Source organism: Rossellomorea vietnamensis (assembly GCF_025398035.1).
Taxonomy (GTDB): Bacteria; Bacillota; Bacilli; order Bacillales; family Bacillaceae_B; genus Rossellomorea; species Rossellomorea vietnamensis_B.
On the sequence record NZ_CP104558.1, the window covers coordinates 3,727,293 to 3,747,077 of the forward strand.

Below are 19,785 nucleotides of genomic sequence, written 5' to 3' on the forward strand. Positions count from 1 at the left end.
GATTCCGCACTCCAATCAGCAGTGATTGTCGAATCCCCATGAAATATTTTTGATACAATTACCGCAAATTGTTATACACATGAAATCAATTTTTGTTATAATACTCGTTGTTGATTCGATTGGATTTACATTCGCTTAACAATTCCTTAATCAAATGATGCTCATAAATGCCACAAATTAAATACAATAAAAAAAGGTGATGAAGTATGAACTTCTTTAAAAGACAGTTTGAAGATATGCGCACTGGGAAGTTATCGTTCTTCTTTACAGTCGTCGTATTATTTTGGATCAAGACCTACGCGGTATATTTAGCTGAATTTAATCTCGGAATACAAAATGCGCTTCAGCATTTTCTTTTATTTCTTAACCCATTAAGTTCAGCGCTCCTATTCTTTGCTCTCGCATTATTCTGGAAAGGCAAGGGACGGTATATTGCATTCATCGTCATTAACTTCCTGATGTCCTTTGTCCTGTATGCGAACGTCGTGTACTATCGTTTCTTTAATGACTTCATTACAGTCCCGGTATTATTTCAGGCTAAGACGAATAACGGACTTGGCGGAAGTGCACTGGAACTATTGAGTCCTATCGATATCCTGTACTTCTCTGACCTGTTCATTATCATCGGACTGATGATCATGAAGAAAGTGAAGCCACAGGAAAAATTACGCTTCCGTTCAGTATTCGCGGTCATGACATCGGCAGTCCTTGTATTCTTACTGAACCTTGGTCTTGCAGAGATCGACCGTCCGGAACTATTAACACGAAGCTTTGACCGTAACTATCTTGTGAAGTATCTTGGTACTCACAACTTCACGATTTATGATGTGATCCAGAACTCCAAGACATCTGCCAAGCGTGCCCTGGCAGACAGCAATGAAGTATCAGAAGTAGAGAACTATGTAAAAGCAAATAAAGTGGATCCGAACCCTGAATATTTCGGTAAAGCAAAAGGGAAAAACGTCATTTATGTATCGATGGAATCCCTGCAAAACTTTGTGATCGGGAAAGAAATCGATGGTCAAGAGGTAACACCATTTCTTAACTCCCTAGTGGAAAAAGAAGATGCGATTTATTTCGATAACTTCTTCCACCAGACGGGTCAAGGGAAGACATCCGATGCCGAGTTCATCATGGAAAATGGATTATTCGGTTTACCTCAGGGTGCCGTCTACATGACGAACGCCAATAACACGTTACAATCAGCACCTGGAATCTTAAAAGGTGAAGGATATACTTCAGCTGCGTTCCACGGAAACTATAAAACGTTCTGGAACCGTTCTGAAATGTATCGTACGATGGGATATGATGAGTTCTACGATGCAACGTATTATGATATGAGTAAACCTGAAGAGCAGCTTCCTTACGGATTAAAGGATAAGCCGTTCTTCAAAGAGTCCATGCCGATGCTTAAAGAATTACCACAGCCGTTCTATACGAAATTCATTTCGCTATCGAATCACTTCCCGTTCGATCGTCATGAGAATGATACGGACTTCGAACCGGGTCAATTCGGCGATGGTGTAGTGAACCGTTATTTCCAAACGGCCAACTATATGGATTCTGCTTTGGAACAATTCTTTAATGATTTGAAAGAAAGTGGACTATATGATGATACCGTCATCGTCCTTTACGGTGACCACTATGGTATTTCTGAAAACCACAACAGAGCAATGGAACAAGTCACAGGCGAAGAAATCACAGATTTCAAAAATGCACAGCTTCAACGCGTTCCGTTATTTATCATCGCTCCTGGTGTAAAAGGTGAAGTCAACCACACATACGGTGGTCAAGTGGACGTCCGTGAAACACTATTCAACCTTCTTGGTGTGGATAACAAGGACTACATCAGTTTCGGTCAGGACTTATTGTCCAAAGATCGCAAGCAAATCGTTCCTTTCCGTAATGGAGACGTCATCACACCTGAATACTCTGATATCAAAGGAGTATGTTACGATAACGAAACGGGTCAACCTGTAGAAGAAGGAAGCAACGCATGTGAAGAAGCGTCTAAAGAAGCTACGAAACGTCTTGAACTCTCAGATAAAGTAGTATATGAAGACTTACTTCGTTTCTACAAGCCAGAAGGCTATAAGCAAATCGATCGTTCAGATTATCAATATATAAATCCGAATCCGAAAAGTTCAGAAAATCCTGAGGCTTCTCATGAAGAGTCTCACGAGTAATTCGGGAATAGTAAGCCAGTCCTTTCACCATGATGGTGAGGGGGCTGGCTTTTTTTGTTGTGGGTGGCTATACGTTCAGCTGCTGATTATGTGGGGGAAATCAGCAGCTGAAAAATGGAAGGATTTCAACAGGAGAAAATACCGATGATTTTGCCTGTCAAATATATAGCCGGTTTTGACAGGTAAATATAAAAGCTGATTCAACAGGCAAACCCACCCTGGGCTAGCCAATTGATGCTCATTTATGATTGAAATATGACTGATTATGAATGTTTTTGATTAAAAATGATTGATTTTTGTAACCGTTATCATTATAATGAAGGTAACAAACGATCGGAGAAAGTAGGAGAGACCATGTTAACCGAGGAACGTCATCGAATCATTTTAGACTTATTGAAGGAGAAGGATGCGATTAAGATCCAGGATATCGTGGACGCAACGAATGCCTCAGAGTCAACGATTCGCAGGGACCTGACACAGCTTGAGCAGGAAAAATTCCTGAAACGGGTCCACGGCGGAGCGTCGAAGCTTCAAGGGAAATTGAAGGAATTGAGCGTTTCTGAAAAATCATCCAAAAGCCTTCATGAAAAACAGATAATCGGCCAATACGCAGCTTCTCTGGTGGAAGATGGGGATTGCATCTATCTGGATGCCGGTACGACGACCCTGAGTCTGATCGATCATCTTCCTGAAAAAGACATCGTCGTCGTCACGAATGGATTGACCCATGTGGAAGCCCTGCTTCAGAAAGGAATTAAAACGTATATGATCGGTGGGTACGTCAAGCCCGTTACAAGAGCGATGGTCGGTAGTGGGGCACTGGATTCCATTCGTCAATACCGGTTTGATAAAGCATTTATGGGGGCAAACGGCGTGCATGCACAATATGGTTTCACCACGCCTGATCCGGAAGAGGCCCAGGTGAAACGCATGGCCATTGAGTTATCAAGAGAAGCAATGTTCCTTGCCGACGATTCGAAATTTGGAGAGATTGCTTTCAGTAAAATAGTGGACCTCGATAAAGCGATGATCATTACGAACACTATAGAAGAAGAACACGATACGGCGATGAAGAATCAAACTACGATAAAGGTTGTGAAAACATGATTTATACATTAACACTGAATCCTTCTGTGGATTACATTATGGAACTGGATTCCTTTCAAAAAGGCGGTCTTAATCGGAGCAGTGCAGAAAGTGCCTTTCCAGGGGGGAAGGGGATCAATGTTTCCCGCGTTTTACACTTATTGAATGTGGATAGTGTGGCTCTTGGATTTGCAGGGGGATATACGGGAGAGTATATTAAACAATTTTTGAATCAAGAGGATATCAGGACAGAGTTTGTCGAGGTAGAGGAAGCCTCTCGCATAAACGTCAAGGTGAAGGCGGATGATGAGACCGAAATAAACGGGAGCGGGCCTTCCATCAGGGAAGAGCATATCCGGGAGCTGTTCGATCAAATATCTTCCTTGACGGCAGATGACATGATTGTGCTTGCAGGAAGCATACCTGGTTCGGTTCCGAAAACATTTTATCAGGAGATTGCCGCTCAATGTCAAAAACAAGGGACGAAAGTGATCATCGATGCTGAGAAAAAATTAATCGAACCGGTCCTGCCCTTAAAGCCATTCCTCATCAAGCCGAATCATCATGAGCTCGGGGAAATGTTTGATGTAGAGATCCACTCTATTGAAAAAGCTGTACATTACGGAAAGATACTCAAGGATACCGGTGTTGAAAACGTCATGGTGTCCATGGCTGAAAAAGGTGCACTCCTGTTGACTGAAGATGAGGTGTTTTTTTCCTCTGTACCCAAAGGGGAATTGAAAAGCTCGGTCGGTGCAGGGGATTCAACGGTCGCCGGATTCCTTGCAGGCCTGTCCAGGGGATGGAGCGTGAAGGATTCTTTCCGCTTGGGTACCTCAGCCGGATCGGCGACTGCCTATTCCATTGGCCTCTGTTCATCGGAACACGTGGAAAGATTATTTGAAGACATTCAGATTACAAACATATAGAGGGGGAGTTCAAAATGAGAATAACGGAGTTACTGACAAAAGATACGATTCAGCTTCATATATCTTCTCATTCGAAAAACGGAGTCATAGACGAGTTGGTATCCGTTTTGGACCAAAGTGGTAAATTGCAGGACCGAGATGAATTCAAGAAAGCGATTCTTAATCGGGAAGCACAGAGTACGACGGGAATCGGGGAAGGGATTGCGATTCCCCATGCGAAAACATCCGCAGTCAAAGCGCCTGCGATTGCGTTCGGTAAATCAGAAGCGGGTGTTGATTATGAATCCCTTGATGGCGAACCAGCTCATTTGTTCTTCATGATTGCCGCGACTGAAGGAGCGAATCAAACCCATTTAGAAGCACTCAGTCGCCTTTCATCCATGCTGATGGATGTGGATGTGCGGAAAGCACTGTTGAAAGCAGGTACGGAAGAAGAGGTTTTGGAAATCATTAATGCCCATGATGGTGAGGAAGAAGAGACAACGGTTGAAACGTCTGCTCCGGGTGGGAAAATCCTGGCTGTAACGGCATGTCCCACAGGGATCGCTCATACGTATATGGCAGCCGACGCTTTAAAGGCTAAGGCGAAAACGATGGATGTGAACCTGAAGGTAGAGACGAATGGTTCAGGAGGGGCGAAGAACGTCCTGACACAAGAGGACATTGAAAGTGCCGTAGCCATCATTGTCGCAGCTGACACAAAAGTGGAAATGAACCGGTTCAAAGGAAAACACGTCATCGAAGTCCCAGTGGCCGAGGCGATCAGGCGTCCTGAAGAACTATTGAATCAAGCCATGACACAGGATGCCCCAATATATAAAGGGGGAGAGCAGGAGAAAGATTCCGACAAGGGCTCTGAGAAAAAGCAAAAATCAGGGTTCTATAAGCATCTCATGAATGGTGTATCCAATATGCTTCCATTCGTGGTAGGGGGAGGGATCCTGATTGCCATCTCATTCTTATTCGGCATCCAGTCAGCGAACCCTGATTCTCCCGAGTACAATGAGTTTGCAGCGATCTTGAATACGATCGGTGGAGGGAATGCCTTTTACCTGATGGTTCCAGTCCTTGCAGGATTCATTGCCATGAGTATTGCCGACAGACCGGGATTTGCCCCTGGTATGGTAGGCGGATTGATTGCCGCAACGGGTCAAAGTGGATTTTTAGGCGGGATCATTGCCGGTTTCTTAGCCGGTTATGTCGTACTTGGAATCAAACGTTTAACGAAGAATTTCCCTTCCGCACTGGAAGGAATCAAGCCGGTACTCATTTATCCGTTACTTGGTATTTTCATTACAGGTGTGATCATGCTTCAATTCCTGGTTGAACCCCTTAGTGCAGTCAATACAGGCATACAGAACTGGCTTGACGGCCTGGGAACAGGGAACTTGATATTGCTTGGGTTGATCCTGGGTGGAATGATGGCAGTCGACATGGGAGGTCCCATCAATAAAGCAGCCTTCACATTCGGTATTGCCATGATAGAAGGCGGTAATCTGGCTCCCCATGCGGCCATCATGGCAGGAGGGATGGTTCCTCCATTAGGACTCGCCATGGCTACAACCTTATTTAAGAAGAAGTTCAATGACAATGAGCGAAAAGCAGGTATTGCAGCTTACTTTATGGGCGCTTCCTTTATCACAGAAGGTGCGATTCCATTTGCAGCAGCGGATCCATTCCGTGTGATTCCTTCGATTGTGACGGGATCGGCGATCGCAGGGGCGCTGACCATGTTCTTCGGGATCGGTTTACCGGCACCTCATGGAGGATTATTCGTCTTCCCTGTAGTGGAAGGAAATCCGTTCTTATATCTACTGGCGGTTCTGATCGGCTCCGTCATCACAGCGCTGATGGTAGGCTTCTTGAAGAAACCAGTAAAATAGAGAAGGACAAATAAAAGAACGAGGGGATTTCCTCTCGTTCTTTCTTGCGTTTATAAGCTCTCAATCTCTACATCCTTGATTCCTTCTATCTCTGAAATGGTGTAGTAAATGTCTACCGTCTTTTTCCTGAAATCGACAATGATCTTTAATTCTAATAGATGGTGCCCATTCTTTAAGTCTTTGATCCGGATATTTTCAATGGTGATTTCTTCGGCTTTGATTTTCTCGATGATCGACTTGATCTCCTTCTTCTCCGCTATCGTGGCGCGAAGGGACAATTCTTTTTCCCTCAGGCGTTTTGGGCCTAAGTAAGTAATGATGACCGGGACCACTTCAACGGATACGATCAAAAGGATGACCCCTGCAGTTGCTTCGAAATAAAAGCCTGCACCGACGGCTATCCCTATTCCTGCTGCCCCCCAAATCATCGCGGCAGTGGTCAAACCTGAAATACTATCGTTCCCTTTGCGAAGGATGACACCTGCTCCGAGGAAGCCGATACCCGAAACAATCTGAGCGGCTAGTCGAAGCGGGTCCATGGTGATATTCACTTTGTCCGATCCTTCAGAAAGATAGGCGGATTCCATGGACACAATCGTCAACAAACAACTCACAATGCAAATGACAAGGGACGTCTTCAGTCCTACAGGCTTTCTCTTTAATTCCCTCTCGAGACCAATGATCAATCCCAATACGGCTGAAACACCGAGTTTGATCAAGAATGTCGTATCTAATAGCTCCATCCATCCCCCTCCAATCCTTCCAAACTGTAAAAATTTCATGTAGTAATTCGATTCGTCTGATTATAAAATAGAGCAATGAACTACATATTTCAGGAGGTCTCTCATGTCGGATGCGAAAGTGAATCCATACCTTATCCTTGCTATCGGAGTCATCTCCGTTTCTACCTCTGCCATCTTAGTAAAGGTATCGAGTGCGCCGTCAGGCATTTTGGCATTTTACCGTTTGTTTTTCACCGTTCTTCTAATGTCCCCGGTATTTTTCTTAAAGTATGTGAAGGAATTGAAACTTATTACAGTGAGAGATTGGATGTTTTCGATTTTAGCCGGTGTATTCCTGGCGTTTCATTTCATCCTTTGGTTTGAATCCTTACACTACACCTCGGTCGCGAGTTCCACGGTGCTTGTCACACTGCAACCGTTATTTGCTTTTATCGGTGCGTACCTGTTCTTTCAGGAGAAGTTAACGCCAAAGGCTTTATTATCCGCTGTCTTAGCCGTTGCCGGGAGCTTCATCATAAGCTGGGGGGACTTCCGGATAAGCGGCAGCGCCCTTTGGGGAGACATTTTGGCTTTGATTGCATGCGCCCTGATAACGGGATACCTCTTATTCGGACAGACAATCAGAAAGCGGCTGTCTCTAATGACCTATACGTACCTCGTTTATGTCATAAGCTCTATCGTCTTATTGCTCTATGTTATGATCCAATCGGAAAGTCTTGGACCTTATCCAAAGGAAGATTGGATTTATTTCCTTCTTCTTGCCATCATCCCGACGCTACTCGGGCATACATTGTTTAATTGGTCCCTAAAGTGGTTAAGTACCTCGACGATCTCCATGGCCATTCTCTTTGAACCAATCGGCGCATCTCTGCTGGCCTATTGGCTGTTAGGGGAAAAAGTGCTGATGACTCAGGTGCTGGGCGGCATGGTCATTATGACCGGTGTGACCCTTTTCTTAATAGAAGAAAGAAAACTGAAAAAGCTTACCCAAGCCAGTGAGGTGAAGACGGATGCCCTATAGAAAGGCAGAGTTACAAGACGCTGGGAGCCTCGCTTACGTCCATGTGCATAGCTGGAGGACCACCTACCGGGGAATTGTCTCAGAAGATTACCTGGAGTCTTTATCCATAGTGGAAAGAGAAAAGAGGTGGGCCAGTATCCTTTCAGATTCCCATCACACGTATGTATGTGAAAAGGAAGACGGAGAAATCGTCGGTTTTGTTTCAATTGGAAAAGAGCGTTCTGGTAAATATGAAGGAGAGCTGTATGCCATCTATCTTCTTGAAGATTATCAAGGGAAGGGCATCGGAAAAGAATTATTCGGGATTGCCAGGGGAGAGCTCAAGAACATGGGCTTCAACTCCATGTGGATCTGGGTGTTGAAGGAGAACCCGTCGAAACACTTTTATTATAAATATAATCCTGTCCTGTTGGAGGAAGAAATTTTGACAATAGGGAATGAAGAGCACAGGGAAGAAGGGCTGCTGGTGGACCTCAATCAAAAAGACTAAGGAGCGAAGGAGCCCCTTAGTCTTTTTCGATACGCCGAACTAAGAAAATACGTATGTAAACCCGGAAAATACAAATGCCATGACCACTGAAAAAATAAAGGTCAATCCCCTTACAGGAACAGTACTTTCACATATCTTAAGGGCCTGTACATAAGAATACGCAAATAAATACACGGCCATAATGAAAGATAGAAATAGTGCAACGGTTGTAAGCATGTCAGTGAAATCCCCTTTCAGAATGCGTAGTACTCATGTATATGGGGAATGTTCATTTATCAGAACATGCTCGGGATTAATAATATTTTTACGTTTTCCTTAAAAATATATTGCAATAGCATTAACAGCGTGTTATATTAATAAACGTCGCTGATACAGCAATCAACATTTACGAAAAACAAATGAAAAAAGTTGTTGACGCGAGAGTGAAAAACATGATATATTAATAAAGTCGCTTCTTGGACAAGTGATAAACATTGAACCTTGAAAACTGAACAAAACAAGACAATACGTCAACGTTAATTCTAGATTTATTTTTAAAGAGCTATTCAAACTTTTATCGGAGAGTTTGATCCTGGCTCAGGACGAACGCTGGCGGCGTGCCTAATACATGCAAGTCGAGCGGATTGATGGGAGCTTGCTCCCTGATATCAGCGGCGGACGGGTGAGTAACACGTGGGTAACCTGCCTGTAAGACTGGGATAACTCCGGGAAACCGGGGCTAATACCGGATAACTCATTTCCTCGCATGAGGAAATGTTGAAAGGTGGCTTTTAGCTACCACTTACAGATGGACCCGCGGCGCATTAGCTAGTTGGTGAGGTAACGGCTCACCAAGGCAACGATGCGTAGCCGACCTGAGAGGGTGATCGGCCACACTGGGACTGAGACACGGCCCAGACTCCTACGGGAGGCAGCAGTAGGGAATCTTCCGCAATGGACGAAAGTCTGACGGAGCAACGCCGCGTGAGTGATGAAGGTTTTCGGATCGTAAAGCTCTGTTGTTAGGGAAGAACAAGTGCCGTTCGAATAGGGCGGCACCTTGACGGTACCTAACCAGAAAGCCACGGCTAACTACGTGCCAGCAGCCGCGGTAATACGTAGGTGGCAAGCGTTGTCCGGAATTATTGGGCGTAAAGCGCGCGCAGGTGGTTCCTTAAGTCTGATGTGAAAGCCCACGGCTCAACCGTGGAGGGTCATTGGAAACTGGGGAACTTGAGTGCAGAAGAGGAAAGTGGAATTCCAAGTGTAGCGGTGAAATGCGTAGATATTTGGAGGAACACCAGTGGCGAAGGCGACTTTCTGGTCTGTAACTGACACTGAGGCGCGAAAGCGTGGGGAGCAAACAGGATTAGATACCCTGGTAGTCCACGCCGTAAACGATGAGTGCTAAGTGTTAGGGGGTTTCCGCCCCTTAGTGCTGCAGCTAACGCATTAAGCACTCCGCCTGGGGAGTACGGTCGCAAGACTGAAACTCAAAGGAATTGACGGGGGCCCGCACAAGCGGTGGAGCATGTGGTTTAATTCGAAGCAACGCGAAGAACCTTACCAGGTCTTGACATCCTCTGACAACCCTAGAGATAGGGCTTTCCCCTTCGGGGGACAGAGTGACAGGTGGTGCATGGTTGTCGTCAGCTCGTGTCGTGAGATGTTGGGTTAAGTCCCGCAACGAGCGCAACCCTTGATCTTAGTTGCCAGCATTCAGTTGGGCACTCTAAGATGACTGCCGGTGACAAACCGGAGGAAGGTGGGGATGACGTCAAATCATCATGCCCCTTATGACCTGGGCTACACACGTGCTACAATGGACGGTACAAAGGGCAGCGAGACCGCGAGGTTTAGCCAATCCCATAAAACCGTTCTCAGTTCGGATTGTAGGCTGCAACTCGCCTACATGAAGCTGGAATCGCTAGTAATCGCGGATCAGCATGCCGCGGTGAATACGTTCCCGGGCCTTGTACACACCGCCCGTCACACCACGAGAGTTTGTAACACCCGAAGTCGGTGAGGTAACCTTTTGGAGCCAGCCGCCTAAGGTGGGACAGATGATTGGGGTGAAGTCGTAACAAGGTAGCCGTATCGGAAGGTGCGGCTGGATCACCTCCTTTCTAAGGAAGATTTACAAAACAAGTTGACACGTCGAAGTTTTGTTCAGTTTTGATGGTTCAACCATCAAAACATTTTCTATCTCTTACGAGATAGAAGTTGTGTTTGTTCTTTGAAAACTAGATAAAGATAAATTGATAGTCAAGAAATTACCGAGTATCGCCATTTTAGGTTTTAAACCTGATGTAACAACCAATTCGGTTAAGTTATGAAGGGCGCACGGTGGATGCCTTGGCACTAGGAGCCGACGAAGGACGGGACTAACACCGATATGCTTTGGGGAGCTGTAAGTGAGCTTTGATCCAGAGATTTCCGAATGGGGGAACCCATTGTTCGTAATGGAACAATATCCTTACTTGAATACATAGAGTATGGAAGGCAGACCCAGGGAACTGAAACATCTAAGTACCTGGAGGAAGAGAAAGCAATTGCGATTCCCTGAGTAGCGGCGAGCGAAACGGGATATAGCCCAAACCAAGAGGCTTGCCTCTTGGGGTTGTAGGACACTCTATACGGAGTTACAAAGGAATGAGGTAGACGAAGAAGTCTGGAAAGGCTCGTCAAAGAAGGTAACAACCCTGTAGTTGAAACTTCATTCCCTCTTGAGTGGATCCTGAGTACGGCGGGACACGTGAAATCCCGTCGGAAGCTGGGAGGACCATCTCCCAAGGCTAAATACTCCCTAGTGACCGATAGTGAACCAGTACCGTGAGGGAAAGGTGAAAAGCACCCCGGAAGGGGAGTGAAATAGAACCTGAAACCGTGTGCCTACAAGTAGTCAGAGCCCGTTAACGGGTGATGGCGTGCCTTTTGTAGAATGAACCGGCGAGTTACGATCCCATGCAAGGTTAAGTTGATAAGACGGAGCCGCAGCGAAAGCGAGTCTGAATAGGGCGATTTGAGTATGTGGTCGTAGACCCGAAACCAGGTGATCTACCCATGTCCAGGATGAAGTTCAGGTAACACTGAATGGAGGTCCGAACCCACGCACGTTGAAAAGTGCGGGGATGAGGTGTGGGTAGCGGAGAAATTCCAATCGAACTTGGAGATAGCTGGTTCTCTCCGAAATAGCTTTAGGGCTAGCCTCATGTGTAAGAGTCTTGGAGGTAGAGCACTGTTTGGACTAGGGGCCCTCATCGGGTTACCGAATTCAGACAAACTCCGAATGCCAAAGACTTATCCATGGGAGTCAGACTGCGAGTGATAAGATCCGTAGTCGAAAGGGAAACAGCCCAGACCACCAGCTAAGGTCCCAAAGTATACGTTAAGTGGAAAAGGATGTGGAGTTGCTTAGACAACCAGGATGTTGGCTTAGAAGCAGCCACCATTTAAAGAGTGCGTAATAGCTCACTGGTCGAGTGACTCTGCGCCGAAAATGTACCGGGGCTAAACGTATCACCGAAGCTGTGGATTGACACCTCTAGGTGTCAGTGGTAGGAGAGCGTTCTAAGGACTGCGAAGCTAGACCGTAAGGACTGGTGGAGTGCTTAGAAGTGAGAATGCCGGTATGAGTAGCGAAAGATGGGTGAGAATCCCATCCACCGAATGCCTAAGGTTTCCTGAGGAAGGCTCGTCCGCTCAGGGTTAGTCGGGACCTAAGTCGAGGCCGATAGGCGTAGACGATGGACAACAGGTTGATATTCCTGTACCACCTCTTTTCCGTTTGAGCAATGGGGGGACGCAGGAGGATAGGGTAAGCGCACTGCTGGATATGTGCGTCTAAGCAGTTAGGCTGATGATGAGGCAAATCCCGTCATCGCGAAGGCTGAGCTGTGATAGCGAGCGAATTATAGTAGCGAAGTTCCTGATTCCACACTGCCAAGAAAAGCCTCTAGCGAGGAAAAAGGTGCCCGTACCGCAAACCGACACAGGTAGGCGAGGAGAGAATCCTAAGGTGAGCGAGAGAACTCTCGTTAAGGAACTCGGCAAAATGACCCCGTAACTTCGGGAGAAGGGGTGCTCTGGTAGGGTGCAAGCCCGAGAGAGCCGCAGTGAATAGGCCCAGGCGACTGTTTAGCAAAAACACAGGTCTCTGCGAAGCCGTAAGGCGAAGTATAGGGGCTGACGCCTGCCCGGTGCTGGAAGGTTAAGAGGAGTGCTTAGCGCAAGCGAAGGTGCGAATCGAAGCCCCAGTAAACGGCGGCCGTAACTATAACGGTCCTAAGGTAGCGAAATTCCTTGTCGGGTAAGTTCCGACCCGCACGAAAGGCGTAACGATCTGGGCACTGTCTCAACGAGAGACTCGGTGAAATTATAGTACCTGTGAAGATGCAGGTTACCCGCGACAGGACGGAAAGACCCCGTGGAGCTTTACTGTAGCCTGATATTGAATTTTGGTACAGCTTGTACAGGATAGGTAGGAGCCTTGGAAACCGGAGCGCCAGCTTCGGTGGAGGCATCGGTGGGATACTACCCTGGCTGTATTGAAATTCTAACCCGCGCCCCTTATCGGGGTGGGAGACAGTGTCAGGTGGGCAGTTTGACTGGGGCGGTCGCCTCCTAAAGAGTAACGGAGGCGCCCAAAGGTTCCCTCAGAATGGTTGGAAATCATTCGCAGAGTGTAAAGGCACAAGGGAGCTTGACTGCGAGACCTACAAGTCGAGCAGGGACGAAAGTCGGGCTTAGTGATCCGGTGGTTCCGCATGGAAGGGCCATCGCTCAACGGATAAAAGCTACCCCGGGGATAACAGGCTTATCTCCCCCAAGAGTCCACATCGACGGGGAGGTTTGGCACCTCGATGTCGGCTCATCGCATCCTGGGGCTGTAGTCGGTCCCAAGGGTTGGGCTGTTCGCCCATTAAAGCGGTACGCGAGCTGGGTTCAGAACGTCGTGAGACAGTTCGGTCCCTATCCGTCGTGGGCGCAGGAAATTTGAGAGGAGCTGTCCTTAGTACGAGAGGACCGGGATGGACGCACCGCTGGTGTACCAGTTGTCTTGCCAAAGGCATCGCTGGGTAGCTATGTGCGGAAGGGATAAGTGCTGAAAGCATCTAAGCATGAAGCCCCCCTCGAGATGAGATTTCCCATCACGTAAGTGAGTAAGATCCCTAGAAGATGACTAGGTAGATAGGTCAGAGATGGAAGCATGGCGACATGTGGAGTTGACTGATACTAATCGATCGAGGACTTAACCACAAAGAGTCATATTTATATGAACAACAATTGGTCGATATTCGGCTTTCTTGACATCAATTCTTTATCTAGTTTTCAGGGAATAATTTTATGCGAAAATATAAAAAAGCCTTGAAAAATTATATCTACACGATATAATAATACTTGTCCTTAAAAAGAGACAAGACATAGTCTGGTGACAATGGCGAAGAGGTCACACCCGTTCCCATGCCGAACACGGAAGTTAAGCTCTTCAGCGCCGATGGTAGTTGGGGGATCTCCCCCTGTGAGAGTAGGACGTCGCCAGGCTGTATACAATGGAGGATTAGCTCAGCTGGGAGAGCATCTGCCTTACAAGCAGAGGGTCGGCGGTTCGATCCCGTCATCCTCCACCAAAGATTTTTGCGCCAGCAAAATATATTTCCATGCATTTCTTCGGTGAATTGCTTTATTTAAGCAGTATTCACCACCACAACATACACGCCGGTGTAGCTCAACTGGTAGAGCAACTGACTTGTAATCAGTAGGTTGGGGGTTCAAGTCCTCTTGCCGGCACCATTTGGTTTTATATGAGATGAGCCATTAGCTCAGTTGGTAGAGCATCTGACTTTTAATCAGAGGGTCGAAGGTTCGAATCCTTCATGGCTCACCAAAGATTTTTGCGTCAGCAAAATATCTTACCTTCATTTTCTCTAATGTGAAAATGAATAGAATATGCGGGTGTGGCGGAATTGGCAGACGCACCAGACTTAGGATCTGGCGCCGCAAGGCGTGGGGGTTCAAGTCCCTTCACCCGCACCATTTCTTTTGCGGAAGTAGTTCAGTGGTAGAACACCACCTTGCCAAGGTGGGGGTCGCGGGTTCGAATCCCGTCTTCCGCTCCAGAGACTTGCCGGGGTGGCGGAACTGGCAGACGCACAGGACTTAAAATCCTGCGGTAGGTGACTACCGTACCGGTTCGATTCCGGTCCTCGGCACCAAAGATTTTTGCGCCAGCAAAATATCTTTCCTTACGTTACTTAGTGAAAAAACTAGAATTCATTTAGCGCCCGTAGCTCAATTGGATAGAGCGTTTGACTACGGATCAAAAGGTTAGGGGTTCGACTCCTCTCGGGCGCGCCATATATCGGGAAGTAGCTCAGCTTGGTAGAGCACTTGGTTTGGGACCAAGGGGTCGCAGGTTCGAATCCTGTCTTCCCGACCACTTCTTTGGGGCCTTAGCTCAGCTGGGAGAGCGCCTGCTTTGCACGCAGGAGGTCAGCGGTTCGATCCCGCTAGGCTCCACCAAGTTTTTTTTACGACAGTAAAATAAACTTCATTGGTTTTATTCATAAGCCTAATAGCTAGTAGTTTCTTGGCGGTGTAGCTCAGCTGGCTAGAGCGTACGGTTCATACCCGTGAGGTCGGGGGTTCGATCCCCTCCGCCGCTACCAATAGGGACCTTTAGCTCAGTTGGTTAGAGCAGACGGCTCATAACCGTCCGGTCGTAGGTTCGAGTCCTACAAGGTCCACCAAGTACCATTTTTATTACGGAGGAATACCCAAGTCCGGCTGAAGGGATCGGTCTTGAAAACCGACAGGGGTGTAACAGCCCGCGGGGGTTCGAATCCCCCTTCCTCCTCCATATTATCTTTTATATTTTATCGTCGCGGGGTGGAGCAGTTCGGTAGCTCGTCGGGCTCATAACCCGAAGGTCGCAGGTTCAAATCCTGTCCCCGCAATACCATTTTGATTTGTTTATGAATTAGGAACTTTATAATTCACGATGAGTCACGTATGGATAGTTATTTTTGCTAGCGCAGAATATGGAAACCTATTTTGCTGGTGCAAGGTAAGGGTAGTTATTTTGCTTGCGCAAAAAACTCTGGTCCGGTAGTTCAGTTGGTTAGAATGCCTGCCTGTCACGCAGGAGGTCGCGGGTTCGAGTCCCGTCCGGACCGCCATTTATTTTTTAATATAGTTCTGTTTATTGAAAAGGAAAAGGGTTTCGATAAGCGAGAAGGTCGAGGAAGCGATCGAAGGAACACCGGAGCGTATTTAACATACGTGAGGATGTGACTGAGTGAGCTGACGAAGAGATTCGAAGCTTAGCGGAAGCCGAAAACTATTTGGCTCAGTAGCTCAGTTGGTAGAGCAATGGACTGAAAATCCATGTGTCGGCGGTTCGATTCCGTCCTGAGCCACCATTTTTATATTTAGACACATTATGGCGATTGTGGCGAAGTGGTTAACGCACCTGATTGTGGTTCAGGCATTCGTGGGTTCGATTCCCATCAGTCGCCCCATGTTTTAGTGCGGGTGTAGTTTAGTGGTAAAACCTCAGCCTTCCAAGCTGATGATGAGGGTTCGATTCCCTTCACCCGCTCCAATTCATTTTTGGGCCTATAGCTCAGCTGGTTAGAGCGCACGCCTGATAAGCGTGAGGTCGGTGGTTCGAGTCCACTTAGGCCCACCATTTCATTATTCCGCAGTAGCTCAGTGGTAGAGCTATCGGCTGTTAACCGATCGGTCGCAAGTTCGAATCTTGCCTGCGGAGCCATATTTGGAGAAGTACTCAAGTGGCTGAAGAGGCGCCCCTGCTAAGGGTGTAGGTCGGGCAACTGGCGCGAGGGTTCAAATCCCTCCTTCTCCGCCATTAAGGCCCATTGGTCAAGCGGTTAAGACACCGCCCTTTCACGGCGGTAACACGGGTTCGAATCCCGTATGGGTCATTATGAAAAGACTATCATTTTTGATAGTCTTTTTTTATTGTACATAGAAGTACTTTGCTTGAAATGAAGTTGATATGAGCATGTTTAATATTAAGAAAAATTTGTTCCTGGTTTTTTCATCAATGGATATATTATTCATTTTCCCCTTTTACTATCAACTTCTAACCTCTTTTTCCTCCCTTCATTCGACACCGCTGCTCCATCTTCCAACCAATCAAAATCCTATACAAAATAACGGAATCCCTCTATATTTCCTACAAATATTAACCTTTTTCATAAAAAAACTTTCGACAAATTCCGCTAAGAATTCAACGTAATTCCCCTATGTTTTTACAATGTAAACCTTACCATTTAGTATAACTTTCCAAATTGGCCGCTTTTACATATATGCATGTAGTAAATTGTCGTAATTGAACGACGATTATAAAGAGGATTTTGGTGATGTTGTTAGAAAGTAGTTATGTAGATTGAAAAAATGTAGGTGAGATGATGAACGCAATGACCATAACAGATTACGATGTGTTTTTGTTTCATGAGGGAAATTTGCAGCAGGCCTATCAGTTTATGGGTGCACATGTGAGAAGGGATTCCACTGGGACCTATACAGAATTTTGCGTTTGGGCACCGAAAGCAAGGCATGTTTCATTGGTGGGTTCCTTTAATCAATGGAATGGGAATGGATATGATTTAAAAAAGCGGAACAGTGAAGGTCTGTGGACGATTCGAGTCGATCAAGATCTGACAGGAGAAACGTATAAGTATGAGATTACGACTCCCCTTGGGGCAAAGAAGCTAAAGGCGGATCCGTACGGGTTTGCCTCTGAAAAGCGTCCTCATACGGCAAGTGTCGTGTATGAGCTGGAGGGCTTTCGATGGGAAGATGAGAAGTGGCTTGAGGACCGTTCATCCACTACGATCTATGACAAGCCAATGGCGATTTATGAAGTCCATTTAGGTACGTGGAAGAAGGAAGCGGGAACGTTTCTATCTTATAGGGAATTAGCGCAGCAATTGATTCCCCATGTGAAAGAGCAGGGGTTCACCCATATCGAGCTGCTGCCTGTCACGGAGCATCCATTTGACCGGTCCTGGGGTTATCAGGGTACGGGATATTATTCCCCTACCAGTCGCTACGGCTCACCACATGATTTGATGGCATTTGTGAATGAATGTCATTTACATAATATTGGCGTGATCCTGGATTGGGTCCCAGGTCATTTTTGTAAGGATGCGCATGGGTTATACGAGTTTGATGGGTCGTTTGCCTACGAGTACAGTGAGGAAAGGGACCGGGAGAATTATACGTGGGGTACGGCGAACTTTGACTTAGGCAAAGGAGAAGTGAGGAGTTTCCTGATTTCAAACGCCCGCTTCTGGATGGATCAGTATCATATCGATGGCTTCAGGATCGATGCGGTGGCGAACATCATCTATTGGGCGAATCAGGGTGAGCTTAACCCGAATGAAGGTGCCATACAGTTTTTGAAAAACTTGAACAAGGCCGTTTTTGAGTTTGATTCTTCGATCCTGATGATTGCAGAGGATTCTACGGACTGGCCCCAGGTGACGTCTCCCGTTCATTATGGAGGACTTGGATTTAATTATAAGTGGAATATGGGATGGATGAATGACGTCCTTAAATATATGGAAACCGATCCCTCTGAACGAAGGCATGTACATTCTCTCATCACGTTTTCACTGTTATATGCCTTTTCAGAGAATTATGTTCTTCCCTTCTCCCATGATGAGGTGGTGCATGGGAAGAAGTCGTTATTAAATAAAATGCCCGGGGATTACTGGCAGAAATTCGCTCAATACCGGCTGCTCCTCGGCTTCATGATGGCTCATCCAGGAAAAAAGCTTCTGTTCATGGGAAGTGAACTGGCCCCGTTTTCAGAATGGAAGGATCTTGAGGAGTTGGATTGGCATTTACTGGATTACGAATTTCATCACAAATTCAATTCATATTTTAAAGAGCTAATGCATTTATATAAAGGTGCTGAGCCATTATTTCAGATGGATCATCGTTCAGACGGATTCCAGTGGGTTGATGTAAATAATGCAGAGCAGCAGATTTTCTCTTTCATCCGTTACGGGATAGAGAAGGGAGATCATCTTGTGGTGATCTGCAATTTCAGTCCTCATGTGTATCACCAGTATAAGGTGGGGGTAGATAAGGTTTCTGCGTATGAAGAGATCTGGAATAGTGATGATGGAAGGTTTGGAGGTTCCCATCAGGTGAACCCCACCCCACTTACCGTGCACAATCAACCGTATCATGGAAGGGATGGGTATGTGGAAATGACGATACCACCATACGCAGCCGTTTATTTAAGACCAAACGAGTGAAAGGGGAGAAGAGGAATGGCAAAAGGAAGATGTGTGGCCATGTTGTTAGCAGGTGGAAAAGGGAGCAGGTTAAGTTCATTGACGAAAAGTCTTGCGAAACCCGCCGTACCATTTGGAGGAAAGTACCGTATCATTGATTTCACCCTGAGCAATTGCACGAACTCAGGCATCGACACGGTCGGAGTTCTTACCCAGTACCAGCCCCTCGTATTGAATTCTTATATCGGGATCGGGAGTGCGTGGGATCTTGACCGCAAGAACGGTGGTGTGACCGTCCTGCCCCCATATGCAGAATCATCCGAAATGCGCTGGTATACAGGGACTGCCAGTGCCATCTATCAAAATATGAATTACCTTGAGCAATACGATCCCGAGTACGTATTGATTCTGTCAGGTGATCACATTTACAAAATGGATTATAGTAAAATGCTTGATTATCATATCGAGAAAAAAGCAGATGTCTCGATTTCAGTCATTGAAGTGGGATGGGATGAAGCGAGCCGTTTTGGACTGATGAACACGAATGAGGATATGCGTGTCACGGAGTTTGAAGAAAAACCACCTTTCCCGAAAAGCAATCTTGCTTCGATGGGCATTTACATCTTCAATTATTCCGTGCTGAAGGATTATTTGGAGATGGATGAACGGAATCCAGATTCGAGCCATGATTTTGGGAAGGATGTCATCCCTCTCCTCCTGGATGAGAAGAAGAAATTGATGGCCTATCCATTTGAAGGCTATTGGAAGGATGTCGGTACGGTCAAGAGCCTTTGGGAAGCAAATATGGACCTGATCGATGAAGAGAATGAGCTGAACCTGTTCGATCATGATTGGAGAGTGTATTCGGTTAATCCGAATGAGCCGCCTCAATATATTTCAGAAGATGCCCTTGTGGAGGGATCTCTGGTAAATGAAGGGTGTACGATTGAAGGAACGATTCAAAAGTCCGTACTCTTCCAGGGAACGACGGTGAAAAAGGGAGCGCATGTCAGTCGTTCAGTCATTATGCCGGACGCTGTCGTTGAGGAAAACGCCTATATCGAGCAGGCGATTGTGCCTTCAAATGTAAGGGTTCCAAAGGGCTTATGCATCATGCCGGAAGAAGGATCAGATGAAGTGATTCTCGTGACGGAATCTTTCATTGAAACGCTTCTGGAACAGGAAAGAGTGTAA

At 46.4% G+C, this 19,785-nt stretch carries 10 protein-coding genes, 21 tRNA genes and 3 rRNA genes; 32 read left to right on the forward strand and 2 right to left on the reverse strand.

Features of this window, described 5'->3' with window-relative positions; genetic code table 11:
- Window positions 1-206 precede the first annotated feature (206 nt).
- From N5C46_RS19035 to N5C46_RS19050, 4 genes are all read left to right on the forward strand, one after another.
- Window positions 207-2,186, forward strand: a complete 1,980-nt coding sequence (locus N5C46_RS19035; protein ID WP_261749819.1) for a lipoteichoic acid synthase — start codon at window positions 207-209, stop codon at window positions 2,184-2,186.
- 285 nt (window positions 2,187-2,471) lie between these two features.
- On the forward strand, window positions 2,472-3,293 hold the full coding sequence (locus tag N5C46_RS19040; RefSeq protein WP_261749820.1) for a DeoR/GlpR family DNA-binding transcription regulator: 822 nt from the start codon (window positions 2,472-2,474) through the stop codon (window positions 3,291-3,293).
- Complete coding sequence (pfkB, locus tag N5C46_RS19045; protein ID WP_261749821.1) at window positions 3,290-4,201, forward strand: 1-phosphofructokinase; 912 nt, start codon at window positions 3,290-3,292, stop codon at window positions 4,199-4,201. The genes N5C46_RS19040 and pfkB overlap by 4 nt, the downstream gene beginning before the upstream one ends.
- A gap of 14 nt (window positions 4,202-4,215) precedes the next feature.
- Window positions 4,216-6,084 carry a PTS fructose transporter subunit IIABC gene (locus tag N5C46_RS19050; RefSeq protein WP_261749822.1) on the forward strand — a complete coding sequence of 623 codons (1,869 nt, stop codon included), beginning with the start codon at window positions 4,216-4,218 and terminating at the stop codon, window positions 6,082-6,084.
- 50 nt (window positions 6,085-6,134) lie between these two features.
- Here the strand turns inward: N5C46_RS19050 and N5C46_RS19055 are convergent, their stop codons facing one another.
- Entirely contained in the window at window positions 6,135-6,827 is a 693-nt protein-coding gene (locus tag N5C46_RS19055) for an MgtC/SapB family protein (protein WP_261749823.1), read from the reverse strand.
- A 103-nt stretch (window positions 6,828-6,930) separates the two neighbouring features.
- Between N5C46_RS19055 and N5C46_RS19060 the strand changes: the two genes are divergently transcribed.
- Window positions 6,931-7,848, forward strand: coding sequence for a DMT family transporter (locus N5C46_RS19060; RefSeq protein WP_261749824.1), 918 nt, complete (start codon window positions 6,931-6,933; stop codon window positions 7,846-7,848).
- Window positions 7,838-8,338, forward strand: coding sequence for a GNAT family N-acetyltransferase (locus N5C46_RS19065; RefSeq protein WP_261749825.1), 501 nt, complete (start codon window positions 7,838-7,840; stop codon window positions 8,336-8,338). The genes N5C46_RS19060 and N5C46_RS19065 overlap by 11 nt, the downstream gene beginning before the upstream one ends.
- 39 nt (window positions 8,339-8,377) lie before the next feature.
- Here N5C46_RS19065 and N5C46_RS19070 read toward each other — a convergent pair whose 3' ends face one another.
- Window positions 8,378-8,554 (reverse strand): hypothetical protein, encoded by a 177-nt coding sequence (locus tag N5C46_RS19070; RefSeq protein ID WP_261749826.1) that lies wholly within the window; start codon window positions 8,552-8,554, stop codon window positions 8,378-8,380.
- Between the two features lie 337 nt (window positions 8,555-8,891).
- Here N5C46_RS19070 and N5C46_RS19075 point away from each other — a divergent pair.
- The 26 genes from N5C46_RS19075 (at window position 8,892) to N5C46_RS19200 (ending at window position 19,785) form a co-directional block, all read left to right on the forward strand.
- A 16S ribosomal RNA gene (locus N5C46_RS19075) occupies window positions 8,892-10,443 on the forward strand.
- 197 nt (window positions 10,444-10,640) lie between these two features.
- A 23S ribosomal RNA gene (locus tag N5C46_RS19080) occupies window positions 10,641-13,576 on the forward strand.
- A 168-nt stretch (window positions 13,577-13,744) separates the two neighbouring features.
- Window positions 13,745-13,861 (forward strand): 5S ribosomal RNA (rrf, locus tag N5C46_RS19085).
- Together the 16S, 23S and 5S rRNA genes with 21 tRNA genes alongside form the textbook arrangement of a ribosomal RNA operon.
- Before the next feature lie 10 nt (window positions 13,862-13,871).
- A tRNA-Val gene (locus N5C46_RS19090) sits at window positions 13,872-13,947 on the forward strand.
- Window positions 13,948-14,034: 87 nt separating this feature from the next.
- Window positions 14,035-14,110: transfer RNA gene (locus N5C46_RS19095), tRNA-Thr, on the forward strand.
- An 18-nt stretch (window positions 14,111-14,128) separates the two neighbouring features.
- Window positions 14,129-14,204: transfer RNA gene (locus N5C46_RS19100), tRNA-Lys, on the forward strand.
- A gap of 64 nt (window positions 14,205-14,268) precedes the next feature.
- Window positions 14,269-14,353 (forward strand) — tRNA-Leu (locus N5C46_RS19105).
- Between the two features lie 8 nt (window positions 14,354-14,361).
- Window positions 14,362-14,436: transfer RNA gene (locus N5C46_RS19110), tRNA-Gly, on the forward strand.
- Window positions 14,437-14,443: 7 nt separating this feature from the next.
- A tRNA-Leu gene (locus N5C46_RS19115) sits at window positions 14,444-14,532 on the forward strand.
- A gap of 65 nt (window positions 14,533-14,597) precedes the next feature.
- Window positions 14,598-14,674 (forward strand) — tRNA-Arg (locus N5C46_RS19120).
- 5 nt (window positions 14,675-14,679) lie between these two features.
- Window positions 14,680-14,756 (forward strand) — tRNA-Pro (locus N5C46_RS19125).
- A gap of 7 nt (window positions 14,757-14,763) precedes the next feature.
- Window positions 14,764-14,839 (forward strand) — tRNA-Ala (locus N5C46_RS19130).
- Between the two features lie 69 nt (window positions 14,840-14,908).
- Window positions 14,909-14,985 (forward strand) — tRNA-Met (locus N5C46_RS19135).
- Window positions 14,986-14,989: 4 nt separating this feature from the next.
- Window positions 14,990-15,066: transfer RNA gene (locus N5C46_RS19140), tRNA-Ile, on the forward strand.
- Between the two features lie 17 nt (window positions 15,067-15,083).
- Window positions 15,084-15,176 (forward strand) — tRNA-Ser (locus N5C46_RS19145).
- Window positions 15,177-15,199: 23 nt separating this feature from the next.
- Window positions 15,200-15,273: transfer RNA gene (locus N5C46_RS19150), tRNA-Met, on the forward strand.
- Between the two features lie 145 nt (window positions 15,274-15,418).
- Window positions 15,419-15,495: transfer RNA gene (locus N5C46_RS19155), tRNA-Asp, on the forward strand.
- A 167-nt stretch (window positions 15,496-15,662) separates the two neighbouring features.
- Window positions 15,663-15,738: transfer RNA gene (locus N5C46_RS19160), tRNA-Phe, on the forward strand.
- Between the two features lie 23 nt (window positions 15,739-15,761).
- Window positions 15,762-15,837: transfer RNA gene (locus N5C46_RS19165), tRNA-His, on the forward strand.
- A gap of 9 nt (window positions 15,838-15,846) precedes the next feature.
- Window positions 15,847-15,920, forward strand: a tRNA-Gly gene (locus N5C46_RS19170).
- Window positions 15,921-15,930: 10 nt separating this feature from the next.
- Window positions 15,931-16,007 (forward strand) — tRNA-Ile (locus tag N5C46_RS19175).
- Between the two features lie 9 nt (window positions 16,008-16,016).
- A tRNA-Asn gene (locus tag N5C46_RS19180) sits at window positions 16,017-16,091 on the forward strand.
- A 5-nt stretch (window positions 16,092-16,096) separates the two neighbouring features.
- Window positions 16,097-16,187 (forward strand) — tRNA-Ser (locus N5C46_RS19185).
- A gap of 4 nt (window positions 16,188-16,191) precedes the next feature.
- Window positions 16,192-16,263, forward strand: a tRNA-Glu gene (locus N5C46_RS19190).
- A 489-nt stretch (window positions 16,264-16,752) separates the two neighbouring features.
- Window positions 16,753-18,612: a 1,4-alpha-glucan branching enzyme gene (glgB, locus tag N5C46_RS19195; protein ID WP_420720424.1), complete on the forward strand. Its 1,860-nt coding sequence runs from the start codon at window positions 16,753-16,755 to the stop codon at window positions 18,610-18,612.
- A 15-nt stretch (window positions 18,613-18,627) separates the two neighbouring features.
- A complete protein-coding gene (locus tag N5C46_RS19200) occupies window positions 18,628-19,785 on the forward strand; it encodes a glucose-1-phosphate adenylyltransferase (protein ID WP_261749827.1) in 1,158 nt (385 codons plus the stop codon).